The organism is Rhizobium oryziradicis (assembly GCF_001939045.1).
Lineage (GTDB): Bacteria > Pseudomonadota > Alphaproteobacteria > Rhizobiales > Rhizobiaceae > Allorhizobium > Allorhizobium oryziradicis.
This window is the reverse complement of sequence record NZ_MKIM01000028.1, coordinates 135,050-153,425: the sequence shown is the minus strand read 5'-3', so window position 1 is coordinate 153,425 and position 18,376 is coordinate 135,050. Positions and strand designations below refer to the sequence as shown.

Sequence of the window (18,376 nt, the reverse complement as noted above, 5' to 3'; positions counted from 1 at the left end):
CCAATCGATCAGAGCAAACCCTTTCGACACTTCAGAGGAACGCATCATGTCTCTTTATACCAACTTCAAGGCCTCCTCTAAAGCTCGATTTGCGATCACAGAGATCCACAACCTTGCCCGCACGATGGCCAATGGTGACATCTCGTCTCGTCTTAAGACGGACTTGGCGTCGGGCGATGCAAAAGAGTTGCTGGACGCTGTCAACGCGCTGCTCGACCAGGCGACCGCACCAACCCATGCGCTCAGCGATGCCGTAAACCGCATGGCGACCGAGCACGGTAAGGGCGATATCGATGCGGTGATCCCTGTTGCAGCATTCAAGGGTGAAATTGCTGACATGGCGCACAATATCAACGAACTGGTGGACAGCCATATCGCGGTCAAAAAGAAAGCAATGGCTTGCATCAAGGCGTTTGGAGAAGGTAATTTTGAGGCTGAACTGGAACGATTTCCTGGAAAAAAGGCCTTTATCAACGAAACAGTCGAGGCACTGCGTGATAATCTCAAGGGCTTCATTGCCGAGATGAACCATATGTCTGCCGAACATGACAAGGGTGATATCGACGTCTTCGTCCCGGTTGAACGCTTTAAAGGCGACTTTGCCGTGATGGCCAAGGGCGTGAACACGATGGTCGGTGGCCACATAGCGGTCAAAAAGCAAGCGATGGCCTGCATCAAGCAATTTGGTGAAGGCAACTTCGAGGCAACGCTTGAACAATTCCCCGGCAAAAAAGCTTTTATCAATGACACCATCGAAACACTGAGACGCAATCTCAAAGACATTGTCACCGAAATTCATCGCCTGATCGTTGCGTCCACGGCTGGGCGTTTGAGCGAAAGAGGTGATGCGGAACGCTTTGTGGGCGACTTTGGCAAAATGGTTTTGGGTATCAACGGGATGCTGGATGCTATTTTACTGCCCATTGGCGAGGGCAATCGCGTTCTTAATCTTGTGGCAGAAGGTAATTTGACCGAGCACGTCACCATCGCTTGCGAAGGTGACCATCAGAAGATGAAAGATGCGATCAATTCTCTGGTTGATAATTTGACGACTTTCGCAGTCAGCGTGTCCAACGCAGCAGATCAAGTCACCAACGGCAGCCAGGAGCTTTCCGCCTCATCGGAACAACTCTCGCAGGGCGCGACAGAGCAAGCCTCTGCCACGGAAGAGGCCTCTGCCTCCATGGAGCAAATGGCAGGTAATATCAAACAGAACGCCGACAACGCCTCTCAGACGGAAAAAATTGCGCGCCAGTCTGCGAAAGACGCAGAAGTTTCAGGCGAGGCCGTGGAAAAGGCTGTTACGGCCATGCGCACGATTGCTGAAAAGATCTCTATTGTGCAGGAAATTGCGCGACAGACCGACCTTTTGGCACTCAATGCCGCCGTGGAAGCGGCCCGCGCTGGTGAGCATGGCAAGGGCTTTGCCGTTGTTGCCTCAGAAGTGCGCAAGCTTGCCGAGCGCTCTCAGGCAGCAGCCGGCGAAATCAGTGGCCTTTCTGCCGATACCGTCAAGGCAGCAACGTCGGCTGGAGAGATGCTGCACCGCCTGGTGCCCGATATCCGCAAAACAGCAGAACTCGTCTCCGAAATTTCGGCAGCTTGCCGGGAGCAAGATCTGGGTGCCTCGCAAATCAACGAAGCGATCCAGCAACTGGACAAGGTGACGCAGCAAACCGCCAGCGCCTCTGAACAAATGTCGGCAACCTCAGAAGAGCTGACGGCGCAAGCCGAGGAACTGCAAACGTCGCTTGCCTTTTTCCAAACGGCAAACGCCAATCACGGACGAGCGAACCTGTCGCAACCCGGTGCCGCCCAACTGCGCAAAGCTGCACCTGCCAAGTCAACGCGAAAGCTAGCCCCCGAACAAACAGTCCCCGTGCAACAGGCACGTGCTAAAGGCTTCGCCCTGAACATGGCCATGGGCGGCCCCGACTCGGAAGACAGGTACTTCAACCAGATCAACCCGTAGGGCCGCAACGCCGAGAAAATGACGCTTCGTATTCAAAGCGTTTTTCAACCATACAAAAAGGGGCGCACCAGCCAATGGTGCGCCCCTTTTTGCATGTAAAATCTCTACAGTCAGGGCTTTCCAGACTTCGCTCCTTGGCTCAACCACTAAACTTGCCGCTGCGCGGAAAGCCCTTTGGCACAGGTCGGCCAGCCGCTGCACGGTCGCCCAGCCATTCGAGCAATTCGTCTTTATTTTTGCTAAAGACCCGCCCTGCACTGTCTTCCCAGGTCAAGCCAGCGCTGAGCGCAAAGAACTTGATGTCCGATATGCCGCCATCCTTATAGCGTTGCAGACGAACGCCCTTGCCGCGGCTCATTTCAGGAATCTGCGAAAGCGGGAACACAACCAGCTTACGGTTCTCACCCACCACCGCGACGTGATCGCCGGACACCGGCACCACCAGCTTGGCTTCTTCCGGCATCACCACATTCATCACCTGCTTGCCCTTGCGGGTATTGGCGACGATATCGCTCTCAGTGACGATGAAGCCATTGCCAGAGGTGGAGACAAACATCAGCTTGCGCGATGCGTCGTGCACAAAAGCGGTCAGCACATCCTGATCATTTTCCATATCAATGATGATACGCAAAGGCTCGCCATGGCCACGGCCACCCGGCAGCTTGTCACCGCCCAGCGTGTAAACCTTGCCGCCTGTTGTCACCAGCACGATCTTATCGGTGGTTTGCGCCGGGAATGCCACGCGCAAGGCATCCCCTTCCTTGAAGGTCAAGGTGGACGTGTCTGAGCTATGGCCCTTGAGAGCCCTGATCCAGCCTTTTTCCGAGATCACCACGGTGATCGGCTCTTTCTCGATCATCGCTTGCTGGATGGCTTCCACATCTGCCGTCGGCGCGCTGGCAAACAGCGTGCGCCTGCGGCCAAGCTCGGTAACCTTGGCATATTTCTTTTTGACGTCTGTGATCTCGCCAGCAATGGTTTTCCATTGCAGATCATCCGATCCCAGAAGCTTTTCCAGCTCGGCTTTTTCGGCCGAGAGCGCATCATGCTCTTTGCGGATTTCAAACTCTTCGAGTTTGCGCAAATTGCGAAGGCGCATGTTGAGGATGGCTTCGGCCTGCGTATCGGTCAGCTCAAAACGCGCAATCAGCGCGTCTTTGGCCTCATCTTCCTCACGGATAATGCGAATGACTTCATCCAGATTGAGGTAGGCAATCAGCAGGCCGCCAAGAATTTCCAACCGTCGCTCGATGGCTGCCAGCCGGAAGCTGGAGCGACGGACCAACACATCCTTGCGGTGCGCCAGCCATTCGCTCAAAACTTCATTGAGCGCCATCACCCGTGGCACCTTGCCTTGGGAAAGGACGTTCATGTTCATGGGGATGCGGTTTTCAAGCTCGGTGAGCTTGAACAGCGATTCCATCAAAATGGTCGGGTCAACCGTGCGGCTCTTGGGCACCAGCACCAGGCGCACATCTTCCGCTGACTCATCGCGAACATCTTCCAGCAGCGGCAGGCGCTTGGCGATGAGTAATTCAGCGATTTTTTCGATCAATCGGGATTTTTGCACCTGAAACGGAATTTCGGTGACGATAATCTGATAGCCACCACGGCCGAGATCTTCCGTTTCCCATTTTGCTCGCACGCGAAAGCCACCGCGACCTGTGCGGTAGGTTTCAATCATGCTTTCGCGGCTTTCGACAATAATGCCGCCGGTGGGCAAATCCGGCCCTTCAATGCCACCGCGCTGCGGATTGGCGGGATCGGCAAACAGATCTTCCACCGTGGCCGCAGGATTCTTGATCAGAAGCAGGGCCGCATCGCAAAGCTCATGGGCATTGTGGGGCGGAATGGAGGTTGCCATGCCAACCGCAATGCCAGACGAGCCATTGGCGAGCAGATTGGGAAATGCGCCCGGCAGCACCACCGGCTCATCATCTTCTTCGTTATAGGTCGGGCGATAATCCACCGCGTCCTGCTCAATGCCTTCCAACAGCAGAGCAGCAACCTCGGTCATTCGCGCTTCGGTGTAACGATAGGCAGCGGCTGAGTCGCCATCGATATTGCCGAAATTGCCCTGACCATCAACAATCGGATAACGCTGGGAGAAATCCTGCGCCAAACGCACCAGTGCATCATAGACCGATTGGTCGCCATGCGGGTGAAATTTACCGATGACGTCACCAACGATACGGGCGCATTTCTTGAAGGCTGAATTGGGACGAATGCCCATTTCGCTCATGGCATGAATGATGCGGCGATGCACTGGTTTGAGCCCATCGCGCACGTCTGGCAAGGCCCGATGCATGATTGTGGACAGCGCATAGGCAAGGTAGCGCTCTTCAAGCGCGTGTTTCAAATCAATCGGCGTGATGTGATCGCCACCATCGCCCGGCGGTGTAAGACTTTTTCCCATAGCCCTTGCCTAGCGGAGAAAGCCTTGGACAGCAAGGATTCCGGGGGATGCAGCTGTGGATTACCGAGGCAATCCTGCAAGAAGAAACCAGAATAATACATAAGTCCCGATAAAAGGCGTTTGTGGTTTAGCGCCTCACATTATAAAGAAATATCGACATATGCGATGCGCTTACCGGTTTGTTTTCAAGGGAAACTATTATGACGATGCATAAATCCGCCCAACGCCTCATGAGTAGCCTTCTCTTCGCCAGCGCGGCCATCGCCATCCTGCCCCATTCGGCCTTCGCGCTGGACGGCCAGGATCTTCTCAAAAAAATCAACGCTGCCTATGCTTCAAGCGGTGTGGTCATCAATGCCAGTGGCGTGGATGTTAACGGCGACACCGTCGTGTTGAAAGACGCAAATTTCACGCCCGAAGACAGCAAGGATAAAACCCCTGTGCCGGTTGGCAACGTGACCATGACCGGCGTTGCCGCCATGGATGATGGCTCCTACGAGATTGATCGGGTTGATTTTCAGCCGATCAACGTGACCTCCGAAAAATCCACCATCACCGCGTCTGACCTTTATCTTTCCGGCGTGACTGTGCCTGGAAAAACCGGCACCAACGACCTTTCCTCCATGCTGTTTTACGAAAAGGCCCATAGCGGCCCAATCGCCATCAAGGCAGACGGCAAGGACGTGGTATCGATCAGCGAAATCGAGGCCACATCTGCGATTGAGGATGATGGCGCCAGCCTGTCCTTTGATGCCGCCGTCAATGGCGTCAAGCTTGACCTCTCGTCGGTAGAAGACCCCAACAGCAAAGAGACAATTGACGCGCTTGGCCTGTCAAACCTTGATGGCAAAATGACCATGAAGGGCAGTTGGGAGCTGCACTCCGGCACGGTTGATGTTGAAGAATATGCGCTGGACTTCAAGAATATCGGCAAGCTCAACATCTCGTTCAGCCTGTCTGGCTACACGATGGACCTGATGAAGCAAATTCAGGAAGCCGCCGCCGCATCCAAAGCCAATTCGGCAGACCCGCAGGCACAGCAGGCCGCCGGCATTGCCACTCTTGGCCTTTTGCAGCAAATGTCCTTCCTCGGCGCTGACATCCGCTTTGAGGACGCAGGCCTCACCGCCCGTGCTCTCGAGTATAGCGGAAAAAAGCAGGGCGTTTCAGCCAAGGACATGGGCCAGATGATCAAGGCCATGACACCACTTCTTCTGGCGCAAGCTAAGTTGGGTGCCCTGCAAAACAGTGTCTCGGCGGCGGTCAATGCCTATATCGACAATCCGAAGAGCTTCACCGTCACGGCAGAGCCGGAAAACCCGGTCCCCTTCCCTATGATTATCGGTGCGGCAATGGGTGCGCCGGAAACCCTGCCGAAGGTGCTGGGCGTGAGCGTCACCTCCAACGATTGAGACGAACTGTCTATCATTTGAAATCGATCAAGCCGCCTTCAGGCGGCTTTTTTGTATGTTGTGTTTTGTTTTATCTGCAGACAAAAAAATGCCGTGGCGAACCACGGCATTTTATTCACAGCGATGCGTATTTCAGCATCAATCTTTCTTCGGCGTTGGCACCACGCGCAGCGCCAGTTCGCGCAATTGTGTTGGTGTTGCCGGAGCTGGCGCATTCATCAACAGATCCTGCGCCTGCTGGTTCATCGGGAACAGCGAGATTTCACGCAGGTTCTTGGCACCCACCAGCAGCATGACCACGCGGTCGATACCGAATGCGCAGCCGCCGTGCGGAGGTGCACCGTACTGGAAAGCGCGGTAGAGGCCGCCGAAGCGCTCTTCCACGTCAGACTGGCTGAGGCCAACCTTTTCAAACGCCTTGACCATCAGTTCTGGCGACTGGTTACGGATCGAGCCAGAAGCGATTTCAAAACCGTTGCACACAGCGTCATACTGGTAAGCTTTGAGCGTCAGCGGGTCTTGGGTGTCGAAGGCTGCCTCTCCGCCCTGCGGCATGGAGAACGGGTTGTGGGCAAAGTCGATCTTCTTTTCTTCTTCGCTCCATTCGTAGAACGGGAAGTCGACAATCCAGCACATTTCAAACCGGTCGCGGTCGATCAGGTTCAGCTCTTCGCCTGCACGGGTGCGAGCTTCGCCAGCGAACTTGTAGAACTTGGCCGGATCACCCGCCACGAAGAAGCAGGCGTCACCGGCTTCAAGGCCGAGCTGAGCGGCAACGGCAGCGGTGCGCTCTTCGCCAATGTTCTTGGCCAGAGGGCCGGAGCCGCCAACCTTGCCGTCTTCTTCCTTCCAGAAGATATAGCCAAGGCCCGGCTGGCCGGTGGACTGTGCCCAGGCATTCATACGGTCGCACACGGCGCGGCCAATCGGGCCAGTGGCTTCTGTATGCTTGACCGGAATGGCCCAAACCTCAACCTTGGGGTTGGATTCGATCATGCTGGCGAAAATCTTGAAGCCGGAGCCGCGGAAATGTTCGGTCACAGCCTGCATTACAATCGGGTTGCGCAGGTCTGGCTTGTCGGAGCCGTATTTGCGGATGGCTTCATCGTAAGGAATGCGTGGCCATTGCTTCGTCACAGGCTTGCCTTCGGCAAACTGTTCGAACACCTTGGTCATCATTGGTTCCATCGTGGTCCAGACATCTTCCTGGGTCACAAAGCTCATTTCCACGTCGAGCTGGTAGAACTCGCCGGGCAGACGGTCGGCGCGTGGGTCTTCATCGCGAAAGCATGGGGCAATCTGGAAATAGCGGTCGAAACCGGCCACCATCAACAGCTGCTTATACTGCTGCGGAGCCTGTGGCAGCGCAAAGAACTGGCCTTCGTGGATGCGGCTTGGCACCAGAAAGTCACGCGCACCTTCTGGCGAAGAGGCCGTCAGGATTGGCGTGGTATATTCGGCAAAGCCAAGCTCTGCCATGCCATTGCGCATGGAGGAAATGATCTGGGTGCGCTTGACGATGTTCTTGTGCAGGGTTTCGCGGCGCAGATCGATGAAGCGATACTTCAGGCGCACGTCTTCCGGATATTCAGGCTCGCCAAACACCGGCAGCGGCAATTCCTTGGCCACGGCCAGCACTTCGATTTCTTGCGCGTACAGCTCGATTTCGCCGGTCTGCATGGCCTTGTTGACCGTCTCGTCAGCACGGGCCTTGACCACGCCGTCGATGCGGATCACCCATTCGCCGCGCACGGTCTCGGCCAGCTTGAAGGCCGGGCTATCGGGATCGGCCACCACCTGCGTGATGCCGTAATGGTCGCGAAGGTCGATGAAGAGAACGCCGCCATGGTCGCGGACGCGGTGAACCCAGCCGGAAAGGCGCACGGTGGCACCAACATCGGACTTGCGAAGAGCGGCACAGGTGTGGCTGCGGTAACGATGCATTTTAATGTATCCTGGACGTATCTATCGCCAAGCAAACACGCGAAACGTGCAACATGCTGGCGGAGGAAAATCGGGCGGAAAAGCGCATGGCCTGCCTGATTTGTCAAGGCTGAACGCATCTTCCGGCAATATTCCCGCTATATCAGCAGCCCATGCCGGTCTACAAGACTTATCCTGCACTTGCGCGACTCAAATTCCAACAACGCGCCTTTTGAGATCCTGCCGCCATGAAAGATATCCGCCCCCTCATCCCCTTGCTTGTGACCGCCGGAATCCTGATTGGTGGTAATGGCTTGCAAGGCACGTTCATTTCGCTGCGCGCATTGCAGGAGGGCTTTTCCACCACCATGATCGGTGTGGTGGGAGCGGGTTATAATATCGGCTTTGCCATTGGCTGTATTTATGTGACGCGCCTGATCCGCCAGGTGGGCCATATCCGCGCCTTTGCGGGCCTTGCCGCCATTGCATCGGTGGCGTCTCTTGCCATGTTGCTGGTTATTCATCCGGCTGCGTGGTTTTGTCTGCGGCTGGCGCAAGGCCTTTGTTTTGCAGGCCTGTTCGCCACCGTCGAAAGCTGGCTGAATGCCCGCGTGACCAATGAAAACCGCGCACGCACCCTTTCCATTTATCGCTTTGTCGATCTGAGCGCCGGCACCATCGCGCAATATACCATTCCGCTAGTGGGTCTGGGTGGCTTTGATCTCTTCGCCATCATTGCCATGGCGCTCTCACTCTCGCTTGTGCCGATCTCCTTTGCCGATCGCACCAGCCCGGAGCCGCCAAAGCATGTGCAGTTCAATGTGAAAGCGCTGTGGCATATCTCGCCGCTGGCTACCATTGGCTGCATTGTGGTGGGGCTGACCAATTCCACCTTTCGCTCACTGGGGCCGATTTATGCGGAAGGCATTGGCATGTCGGTCACGGCCATTGCCACCTTTATGAGCATTGGCATTTTTGCGGGCGTCGTCTTGCAATATCCGTTGGGTCATTATTCCGACAAGCTGGATCGGCGCACCATCATTCTGCTGGCCGCCATTGGTGCGGCCATCAGCGGCTTGTTTTTGTCTTTTGTGGCAGGCTCCAGCGAGTTGCTCAATTTCATTGGCATTTTCTTCTTCGGAGCCTTTGCCATGCCGCTCTATTCGCTATGCTCCGCCCATGCCAATGACCACGCGGCACCGGGCCAGCACGCGCTGGTGTCAGCCGGAACGCTGTTTTTCTGGTCTTGCGGTGCTGTGGTCGGACCCATGTTTGCCTCGGTCCTTCTGGACCACTTTGGCCCTCGCGCACTGTTTACCTATACGGTTGTGGTGCTGTGCCTGTTCATCATCTACACCACATTGCGCATGCGGGTTCGCAACGCGGTGCCAGCCGAAGAGAGACGCTATCGGTTTCGTTCGCTGCTGCGCACATCCACTTACTTTACCAAGCTTGCGGCACCGCCGACACCGGAAAAGCCAAAGGATAAAAAGTGATCGGTGCTGCGACCCTGTCACGCCAGAACGCTATTGCTGACGAAAGAAATCAACTTTAAAAGCGACCTGTCTTTCTTCCGATACCGGAGCATGCCATGGTCGCCCTTTCCCGCCGCACATTGCTGAAAACCTCTGCTGTTGCAGGGATCTACGGGATTGGCTTCGGCGCATCAAGATTGCTCCACGCAGCCCAGCCAGAGCCGATTTCTATTGAGGCCAAGTTTACCTCTGCCGTGATTGATGGTGCCCATGAAACCAGAAAAATGGCAACCTACGCTGTTGCCGGTTTTAAAGATTCCATGCCACCCGCCATTCGCATGACGCGCGACAAACCTTTTGCCGCCAAACTGATCAATCATCTGGACGACGCCACCACCATTCACTGGCACGGGTTGCGCATTCCCAACAAAATGGATGGAGTACCGTTTCTCACCCAGCCCTATGTCTATCAAGGCGACAGTTTTGATTATGCGTTTACGCCGCCCGATGCGGGCACATATTGGTATCATCCCCATTGCAACACCATGGATCAGATTTCCACCGGCATGACCGGGATGTTGATTGTCGAAGACCCCAATGATCCGGTGTTTGATGCCGAGATTGACCTGAACCTGCGCGATTTTCGGCTCGGAGCCGATGGCCAGTTCATTGCCCTGTTCAAGCCGCGTGATGCGGCCCGCGCTGGCACCTATGGCACTGTGCGCACCGCCAACTGGCAGGTGGAGCCACGCTATGATGCGCCAAGCGGCGGGCTGGTGCGCATTCGCATGGCCGACACCGATGTCACACGCATCTACAATATGCGGCTGGAGGGGGCAGAAGCGGCTATTGTTGCACTCGATGGCCAGCCCCTGCCCGATATTCGCAAGCTTGATATGGCCGTTGTTGCCCCCGGCCAGCGTATTGATCTGATCTTGAAAATGCCGGAAGGCGAAGGCCAGGAGGCCCGGCTGATCGATGTGCGGCCCAGCACGCCGAAAGTGATTGCCAGTTTTCGTGCCATTGGTCCATCCCTCAAGCGCAGTCTGAACGATGTTGCACCGCTTTCGCCCAACCCTTTCCAGATGCCGGATTTGAAAAATGCCGAGCGGATTCCGCTGGTATTGAGCGCCACGGCAGAGGATGCCGCCCGTCCCTCCATTTGTGGCTCGCTTGGCTATTCGTTCTGGGCCATCAATAAAAAACCGTGGACCGGCGACGACCCGGACCCCACCGCCCCGCTGGCGGAGATGAAGCTGGGTAAGAGCTATATCATCGAGCTGGAAAACAGCACGCCACAGGCGCACCCCATTCACCTGCATGGCATGAATTTCAAAGCCATCGCCTCGTCCAGCCGCACTGTCGACCCATTGATCTCCGACACCTATCTGGTGCTGCCCGATGAGAAAGTGCAGCTCGCTCTGGTGGCCGACAACCCCGGCGACTGGCTGATCCACTGCCACATTATCGAGCACCAGAAAACCGGCATGACCGCCTATTTCCGCGTCACCTGATACGCGCATCTTCAAACGTCGAGCATTGGATAGCTTTGAATGCATCTGCAACGATGCAGATGAAGCGTGCTTTTCTTTTGGCGAAAATGCCACAATCACGTATTTTCGGGGGAGTTTTTGCTCACAGGCGTTTCAAATGCCGTCATCAACTTGACAAGCACGGCGCAAGCGGGGAGGAAAGGTAGAATTATGACGAAAAATTCCGGTGCGAAATGATTGTTACAACGCAAGATTTGGAAGCTGCCTGCAAGACACTGGCGAAATCTGAATTTATTACCATAGACACTGAGTTTCTGCGTGAAACGACATTTTGGCCAGAACTGTGCCTTGTGCAGATGGCAAGCCCTGACCTTGAGGTGATTGTAGACCCGCTGGCCGAGGGCATCGATCTTGCCCCGCTGTTTGAGCTGATGGCCAACACCGCTGTCACCAAAGTATTCCATGCTGCGCGCCAGGATATTGAAATCATCTTCCACCTCGGCAATCTTATTCCGCAACCGATTTTTGATACGCAAGTGGCGGCCATGGTTTGTGGCTTTGGCGATAGCGTGTCCTATGACCAATTGGTGCAGAAGATCAAAAATATCCACATCGACAAAAGCTCGCGCTTTACCGATTGGAGCCGCCGCCCGCTCACCGAAAAGCAACTTGATTACGCCTTGGCCGATGTGACCCACCTGCGCGATGTCTATCTGAAGCTGAAGTCCGAGCTGGAGCGCGAAGGCCGCGCCACATGGCTTGCGGAAGAAATGGCCGTGCTGGAATCCCGCAGCACCTATGATCTCCACCCGGATGATGCCTGGCAGCGCCTGAAAATGCGCCTGAAAAAGCCGCAGGAACTGATGGTGATGAAGAATGTGGCCGCATGGCGCGAGCGTGAAGCCCGTTCTCGCAATGTGCCGCGCTCTCGGGTGCTGAAAGACGATGCGATTTTTGAAATTGCCCAGCAACAACCCAAGGACAGCGAGGCCCTTGGCCGCTTGCGCACCATCCCCAAGGGTTGGGAGCGTTCCAGCGCAGGCAGCGCCATCACCGATGCCGTCAACGCAGCGCTGGCTATTCCCAAAGCCGATTGGCCGCAGCTGCAACGCCAAAATCACATGCCGGAAGGCTCGGCCTCTGCCGTCGAGCTTCTCAAGGTTCTGCTGCGCCTGACTTGCGAAAAGAACGGCGTTGCCGCCAAAATGATTGCCAATACCGATGATTTGGAAAAAATCGCGGTCGACGGTGAAAATGCCGATGTTCAGGCCCTGCATGGCTGGCGACGCGAATTGTTTGGCGATGCAGCGCTCAAGCTGATCAATGGTGGTATGGCGCTGCGCTTTGTTGGCAAAAAAATCGAAGCCTTTGATTTTGCTGCCGAGTAAGCGCGATGCGGCTTCGACGAGCCAGCATTGCTGACATCCCGTTTCTGATGTCAACGGAGCGCCAGCCGGGCTATGATCGGCTGGTGGGCCGCTTTACCGAGCAAGAACATATTGCCAATCTGGCGGATGCGACAGCCGCCTATCAGATCGCATTGGGCGATGACGGCCATGGGCTGGGCTTTGTGTTTTTTCGCGACCTCGATGATGCGCACAACAACCTCTATATCAAACGGGTTATTGTCGCCGCACCTGATCAGGGTGTCGGAACTGCGATGATGCGGCTTGCGCTGGACTGGGCATTTTCAGAGGCCGGAGCCCAGCGTATCTGGCTCACGCATCTGCCGGAAAACCTGCGGGCGCGCGCGCTTTACACCAAGCTTGGTTTTCAACAGGAAGGCGTTTTGCGCCACGCCTACGGGAAGACTGACGGCACGCGCGGCGATCTGATGCAAATGTCATTGCTGAAGTCAGAGTGGGCTGAAATCCGAGTGCGCGAAATTCAGATTGGGTTAGATTAAAATGAGCCTGTGAAGCGCTCGTCAAAGCCGATAATAGTCTGTAACGCTGCCGCTTTCTTGTCCCAACCGGATCTTCGCCCGTGGAATTGCCTGCCCTTCTGAGAACTGCCGTGGATCGCCTGCTGGAAAACCAGCCGCTTGCTCCCTTGATGAAAGCGCAGGAACGCTTGTCGAAACGCTATCGGGGCGAAGTGCGCGACGGCACCTTGCATTTGAGTGATGATCTGGCGGCCAAAGCCTATCTGGCCGCCCGCCTGCCCGCCACCTTTGCCGCCGTGCGTTCTGCCATGGAAAGCGTTGCCGAGATCCATAGTGATTTCAAACCGCAAAGCCTGATTGATCTTGGCTCCGGCCCCGGCACCGCGCTTTGGGCGGCAGGTGATTGCTGGCCGGACTTGCAGAAAGCCACCTTGGTGGAGGCAAGCCCTGCTATTCGCAACGTAGGCCAAAGCCTTGCCAAAGCGCTGTCAATCGACAGTCATTGGCAGGCAGGCGACATTGTCAAACAGCTGCCAAGTCTTGCTCCGGCGGATCTGGTCACGCTCGCCTATGTGCTGGATGAATTGCCCATGGATGCTGTGGCCAGCATCATACAAAAACTCTGGGCCATGACCGCAGATACCATTCTCATTGTTGAACCGGGCACACCCGCTGGCTGGCAGAGGATTGTCACGGCACGGCAGACCCTGATTGCGGAGGGGGCGCATCTGATTGCGCCCTGCACCCACCAGATGGACTGTCCCATCGTGAGCCCGGATTGGTGCCATTTTTCCCGTCGCGTTGCCCGCTCAAGGGTGCATCGTCAGGTCAAGAATGGCGATGTGCCGTGGGAAGATGAAAAATATATCTTCATTGCTGCCAGCCGCCAAAAGGTTGCACTGTCGGGTGCGCGGGTTCTTTCGCCGCCGCGGCTTGCCAGCGGCATGGCGCGGATAAAGCTCTGTCGCACCGATGGCATTGCGGAGGAAACCACCATCAGCCGCCGCGATGGCGAGATCTTCAAGGCGGCCCGCCGCGCCGATTGGGGCGATCATATCGCTTGGGAAACAGGAGCGAAGAATGCAGACGCTTGACCAGAACACCGCCCAGCGCTTTGCCGAAATTGCCCTTGGTCATGTGAGACAAGAGTTTCCCAACCACATCATGCATGTGTTTGAAGGTGTGGAAGATGGCGTGCGCCCCGCCTCGCTGCATCCGGTGTTTTACGGCAGTTTTGATTGGCATTCCTGTGTGCACGGCTATTGGATGTTGGCGCATCTGCTGCGGCTCTATCCTGATATGCCCGCAGCTCCTGCCATTCGCCGCCTGTTTGACGAGATGCTGGTGGCAGATAAAATCGCTGGCGAATGCGCCTATTTTGACCGCCCCACCGCACGCGGTTATGAGCGCCCCTATGGTTGGGGCTGGCTGCTCAAGCTTGCCGCGGAACTGACCGATCATGAGACCTCGACATGGAGCCAAGCACTTACCCCGCTGACAGAGCGCATCGTCGCACGCTTTGAAGCCTTCTTGCCGCTTGCCACCTATCCGGTGCGGGTTGGCACCCATTATAACACCGCCTTTGCCCTTCGGCTGGCGAGCGATTATGCGAAAGTGAGCAAAAACACCGGGTTCTTTTCGCTTTTACAAACAACCGCCAAGCGCTGGTATGGCGCAGACCGCGATTGCACGGCCTGGGGAGAGCCGTCTGGCGATGAATTTCTATCCTCCAGCTTGATAGAAGCAGAATGCATGCGCAGGCTTTTGCCACCTGATGCATTTGAGCCGTGGTTTTCAGGCTTCATGCCTGATTTAAGCAAGGGCCAGCCCGCGCATGTGATGAAGCCTGCCACCGTTTCAGACCGCAGTGATGGCAAGATTGCCCATCTTGACGGTTTGAACCTCAGCCGCGCCTGGTGCTTCTTTGCCTTGGCTGCGGCCTTGCCAGAGGGCGATCCGCGCCGCACCATCATGCAGCAAGCGGCCAACACCCATTTGCAAGCGGGCCTCGCCCATGTGGCGGGCGATTATATGGGCGAGCATTGGCTGGCAAGCTTTGCGGTGTTGGCGCTGTCGGCTTGATCCATCACGAATGCATTTTGGCACCCTAGGTGATCTCGCCTGCAATTTTCTTGTCGGTGCGAAAAGCGCTACCGACAAGAATGGCGGCGTCTGGGCAGCGTCGGGATCGTCACGCTTTCCCTCTCAGCCAATGCCTTGGAAAGTATCCCAGAGCAGCTTGAAGTTCAGCACCAGAATAATTGCGGCCACCAGCCAGGCCAGAATCTTGACCCAGGGCGCAATCACAAAGGTGCCCATTTTGCGTTTGTCGCTGACGAATTGTACCAAAGGGATCACCGCAAAAGGCAGCTGCATGGAGAGCACCACCTGGCTGAGCACCAGAAGTTCTGCCGTGCCCTTGTTGCCGTAAATCCACGTCACAACAACGACCGGCACAATGGCGATGCAGCGGGTGATCAGTCGCCGCGCCCAATTGGGAATCCGAAGACGCAAAAAGCCTTCCATCACGATCTGGCCTGCCAATGTGGCGGTGACTGTTGAATTGATGCCCGACGCCAGCAGCGCCACCGCAAACAGGGTGGAGGCAAGGCCAAAGCCCAAAAGCGGGGTCAGCAATTCATGGGCCTGCTCAATCTCGGCCACATCGGTGCGGCCTGAGGCGTGAAACACCGAGGCTGCCAGAACGAGAATGGCCGCATTGACGAACAATGCCAGCATCAGCGCAATCGTGCTATCGACCGTTGCCCATTTGATGGCATCACGCTTGCCAGTTTCATTGCGCTCATAGGCGCGGGTCTGCACGATGGACGAGTGCAGATAAAGATTATGTGGCATGACCGTCGCCCCGATAATGCCAATGGCGACATAAAGCATGGCAGGGTTGGTCACCACCTCGGTTGTGGGGATAAACCCACCCAGCACGGCAGCAATGGGCGGCTGAGCCACGGCAATCTCGGCCAGAAAGCAGAGCGAAATAATCGAGAGCATGGAGATGACGAAGGCTTCGAGAAACCGGAAACCCTTGTTCATCAACAAAAGCAAAAGCACGGTATCCAGCACGGTAATCAGCGCGCCACCAATCAAAGGGATGCCGAACAACAGCTGAAGCGCAATGGCGGTGCCGATCACCTCGGCGAGATCACAGGCAATAATGGCCAATTCGCAGGCCAGCCAGAGAGCAATGCGCACAGGTGGCGAATAATGATCGCGGCAGGCTTGCGCCAGATCCCGTCCGGTGGCAATGCCGAGCCGAGCTGATAGCGCTTGCAACAGAATGGCCATCAAATTGGAAATCATGATGACGGAAAGCAGCGTATAGCCAAATTGCGAGCCGCCTGCGATATCCGTTGCCCAATTGCCGGGGTCCATATAGCCCACGGAAATCATATACCCGGGGCCTGCAAAGGCCATCAACTTGCGAAACCATGAGCCTGCTTTGGGCACAAAAACAGAGGCATGCACTTCTGAGAGGCTGGGGATATCCGCCTCGCCTTTTGAAAATTTCCAATCGACATTTTGCCCCGCGGCGGGGACAAGCTTCGGCTCAATCTTTGACATTCTACCCACGCTCAGATTTTTTATTGCGATTAATTCGCAACAATCTGCTCCGGTTTTTCACAATATGCAATAGGCTATATTCTATTGCCTCGGCTTTATATGGCAGTGCGATATCGCAACTGCGCGCCAATATGGGGTCTTGGATAGCGTGTTATGTGTCTGTTCATCGCTGGCAAGGCTTGGTAAACTGCGAAAAAACAAGGAAAAAGCCGTTTGACTCGCACACCACAGCACCAGCGCCGCACAGCCCCCCTGCCCGATGCCGATGACCATTCCGAGGGGTTTAAACAAGTGCGTGAAGCGCGCAGAACGGCGCTGGTGGAAGACTATGTGGAGCTGATTTCCGACCTGATTGCCGAGGGGCAAGAGGCACGACAGGTGGATATTGCCCAGCGACTCGGTGTGGCCCAACCCACTGTTGCCAAAATGCTGGCGCGGCTCACAGAAAGCGGCCTGATCTCGCGCAAACCTTATCGCGGCGTTTTTCTCACCGAAGCAGGCCACAAGCTTGCCGCGGAGAGCCGCGAGCGCCATGAGACCGTTGAGGATTTTTTAAAAATGCTGGGTGTGTGCGAAAAAACGGCCCGCATTGATGCTGAAGGCATTGAGCATTACGTTAGCGTGGAAACGCTCGACGCTTTCCGGCGTGCTCTTGCCGCCGGAAAGCTTAATCCGCAAAAAAAGTAACTATTCTTCGAACCGGAAGGCCAGTCGCTTGCCGGTCAGTTTTGCCAATTGCTGCAAACGGCCATCCAGCCGCTCGCCGATAAAATCGTGAAACTGCTTTGGCACCACAAATTCCAGATCAAGATCGGTGCGGCTTGAGCGCTCAAAGCCGAGAGCGTCGACAACCCCCGGCATGGATGCCGAAAACAGATAGACGACGCGGAGCAAACCGCCCAGCAGTTTTGCCCTGTCCAACAGCCGCTGGGTGGCAATGGCCACCAAGGGGCCGGTTTGACCATCGTCATGCAGGCCTTCAAAGCGATAATAATTGCTGAGCGCAATGAAGGCGCGACCCGGATGGGTAATGCCGACAAAAGACGAATGAGCAATCAGGTTCAGCGCCTGCGGACCACGATAATCGGGATGGGCACGCCAGCTGATGTCTGCCAGCAAACAGGCTGCCTGACGGTAGCGCGCTTCTTCTCCTGTCTCGACCACATCAAAAAACGGCATCATCCTGCCGGTCCAGCGGGCAAGCTCGCGGGCATGTTCGGGAGAGCGTGCACGCAAAATGGCAAGCTCATCAGCCGCTTCCACCAACGGATCAAGCTTTTGATCGTCCTCGGACAGCATGGAATAGAGATAGCCTTCACGCACGCCTTGTGCAGAGAAGCAAACACGGCTGGGACGCATGACCTCCAGCACTTCACGCAGCGCCACCGCGCCAAACGGAATGAGAGCGCGGCGGTTTTTGGATACGCGCTGCCAGGCTGGCAATTTCGCACAATTGCCGGAGATGATGTCGTCCAGAAACTGCATCATCTCCATGGTATCCACCTCATAGCCCTGCATCATATGCAAGGGATAATCACGGATTTCCATGTGCAGTTTGGCAATGTTGCGCCACGTACCGCCAACGGCATAAAAAATGCGTCCCTGCCCTTTTTTCAAAAGTGCTGCTGATTTAATCTGCTTGCGGGTAAAGATGCGGGCCTTTTCCAAAGACCCTTCGGAAAGTTCAGAAAGGCGCAATCCGCCCAGCGGCAATGTCATGCCGCGACCGATTTCTTTGCCCTTGATATCCACAAGCTCCAGCGAGCCACCGCCAAGGTCGCCCGCGATGCCATCGGGATCATGAAAGCCGCTGACAATGCCAAGCGCCGAATAGAGCGCCTCTTGCTCGCCCGACAACACCTCGATCTTGTGATCGAGAATGCGCTCGGCCTCAGCAATGAAGGCCGGACCATTAACCGCCTCACGGGCGGCAGCGGTTGCCAGCACATGCATGGACACCGCGCGTGCCTGAATTGACAGCGCATGAAAGCGCCGAAGAGCGGCAAGCGCACGCTCCACGCCATCATTGTCCATGCGACCGCTCATGGCCAGGCCTTTGCCAAGCCCGCACAAGACCTTCTCGTTAAAGAGAATGGCAGGCGCGCGCGAAAGACCTTCGTAGATCACCAGGCGGATTGAATTTGAACCGATATCAACGACGGAAACAGGGGCTATGCCGGGCAGCCGCCCCTGCGCTTCTGATTGAGTCATGCAGATCCAG

Annotated in this window: 13 protein-coding genes; 9 read left to right on the top strand and 4 right to left on the bottom strand. The window is 56.0% G+C overall.

Going from position 1 to position 18,376, the window contains the following annotated elements:
- Nucleotides 1-46 precede the first annotated feature (46 nt).
- Nucleotides 47-1,972, top strand: coding sequence for a methyl-accepting chemotaxis protein (locus BJF95_RS16160; protein ID WP_139317541.1), 1,926 nt, complete (start codon nt 47-49; stop codon nt 1,970-1,972).
- A gap of 139 nt (nt 1,973-2,111) precedes the next feature.
- Here BJF95_RS16160 and parC read toward each other — a convergent pair whose 3' ends face one another.
- Entirely contained in the window at nt 2,112-4,388 is a 2,277-nt protein-coding gene (gene parC, locus BJF95_RS16155; protein ID WP_075640504.1) for a DNA topoisomerase IV subunit A, read from the bottom strand.
- Between the two features lie 200 nt (nt 4,389-4,588).
- Between parC and BJF95_RS16150 the strand changes: the two genes are divergently transcribed.
- Nucleotides 4,589-5,800, top strand: a complete 1,212-nt coding sequence (locus tag BJF95_RS16150) for a hypothetical protein (RefSeq protein ID WP_075640503.1) — start codon at nt 4,589-4,591, stop codon at nt 5,798-5,800.
- A gap of 138 nt (nt 5,801-5,938) precedes the next feature.
- Here BJF95_RS16150 and aspS read toward each other — a convergent pair whose 3' ends face one another.
- Nucleotides 5,939-7,744, bottom strand: a complete 1,806-nt coding sequence (aspS, locus tag BJF95_RS16145; RefSeq protein WP_075640502.1) for an aspartate--tRNA ligase — start codon at nt 7,742-7,744, stop codon at nt 5,939-5,941.
- Nucleotides 7,745-7,971: 227 nt separating this feature from the next.
- On the opposite strand from aspS, the gene BJF95_RS16140 reads away from it, so the two are divergent.
- The 6 genes from BJF95_RS16140 to BJF95_RS16115 all read left to right on the top strand — a co-directional run bounded on the left by BJF95_RS16140 (nt 7,972) and on the right by BJF95_RS16115 (nt 14,658).
- Nucleotides 7,972-9,219 carry an MFS transporter gene (locus BJF95_RS16140; RefSeq protein WP_075640501.1) on the top strand — a complete coding sequence of 416 codons (1,248 nt, stop codon included), beginning with the start codon at nt 7,972-7,974 and terminating at the stop codon, nt 9,217-9,219.
- A gap of 95 nt (nt 9,220-9,314) precedes the next feature.
- Complete coding sequence (locus BJF95_RS16135) at nt 9,315-10,712, top strand: multicopper oxidase family protein (protein WP_075640500.1); 1,398 nt, start codon at nt 9,315-9,317, stop codon at nt 10,710-10,712.
- Between the two features lie 212 nt (nt 10,713-10,924).
- A complete protein-coding gene (gene rnd / locus BJF95_RS16130) occupies nt 10,925-12,079 on the top strand; it encodes a ribonuclease D (protein WP_075640499.1) in 1,155 nt (384 codons plus the stop codon).
- Nucleotides 12,080-12,084: 5 nt separating this feature from the next.
- Entirely contained in the window at nt 12,085-12,597 is a 513-nt protein-coding gene (locus tag BJF95_RS16125; RefSeq protein ID WP_075640498.1) for a GNAT family N-acetyltransferase, read from the top strand.
- Nucleotides 12,598-12,677: 80 nt separating this feature from the next.
- Entirely contained in the window at nt 12,678-13,670 is a 993-nt protein-coding gene (locus BJF95_RS16120; protein ID WP_075640497.1) for a small ribosomal subunit Rsm22 family protein, read from the top strand.
- Entirely contained in the window at nt 13,657-14,658 is a 1,002-nt protein-coding gene (locus tag BJF95_RS16115; protein WP_075640496.1) for a DUF2891 domain-containing protein, read from the top strand. Before BJF95_RS16120 ends, BJF95_RS16115 begins: the two co-directional genes overlap by 14 nt.
- A gap of 123 nt (nt 14,659-14,781) precedes the next feature.
- Here BJF95_RS16115 and BJF95_RS16110 read toward each other — a convergent pair whose 3' ends face one another.
- On the bottom strand, nt 14,782-16,155 hold the full coding sequence (locus BJF95_RS16110; RefSeq protein WP_075640495.1) for an Nramp family divalent metal transporter: 1,374 nt from the start codon (nt 16,153-16,155) through the stop codon (nt 14,782-14,784).
- A gap of 213 nt (nt 16,156-16,368) precedes the next feature.
- On the opposite strand from BJF95_RS16110, the gene mntR reads away from it, so the two are divergent.
- A complete protein-coding gene (gene mntR / locus BJF95_RS16105; protein WP_075640494.1) occupies nt 16,369-16,842 on the top strand; it encodes a manganese-binding transcriptional regulator MntR in 474 nt (157 codons plus the stop codon).
- Here the strand turns inward: mntR and ppx are convergent, their stop codons facing one another.
- Nucleotides 16,843-18,366 (bottom strand): exopolyphosphatase, encoded by a 1,524-nt coding sequence (gene ppx, locus BJF95_RS16100; RefSeq protein WP_075640493.1) that lies wholly within the window; start codon nt 18,364-18,366, stop codon nt 16,843-16,845.
- Between the last annotated feature and the right edge of the window lie 10 nt (nt 18,367-18,376).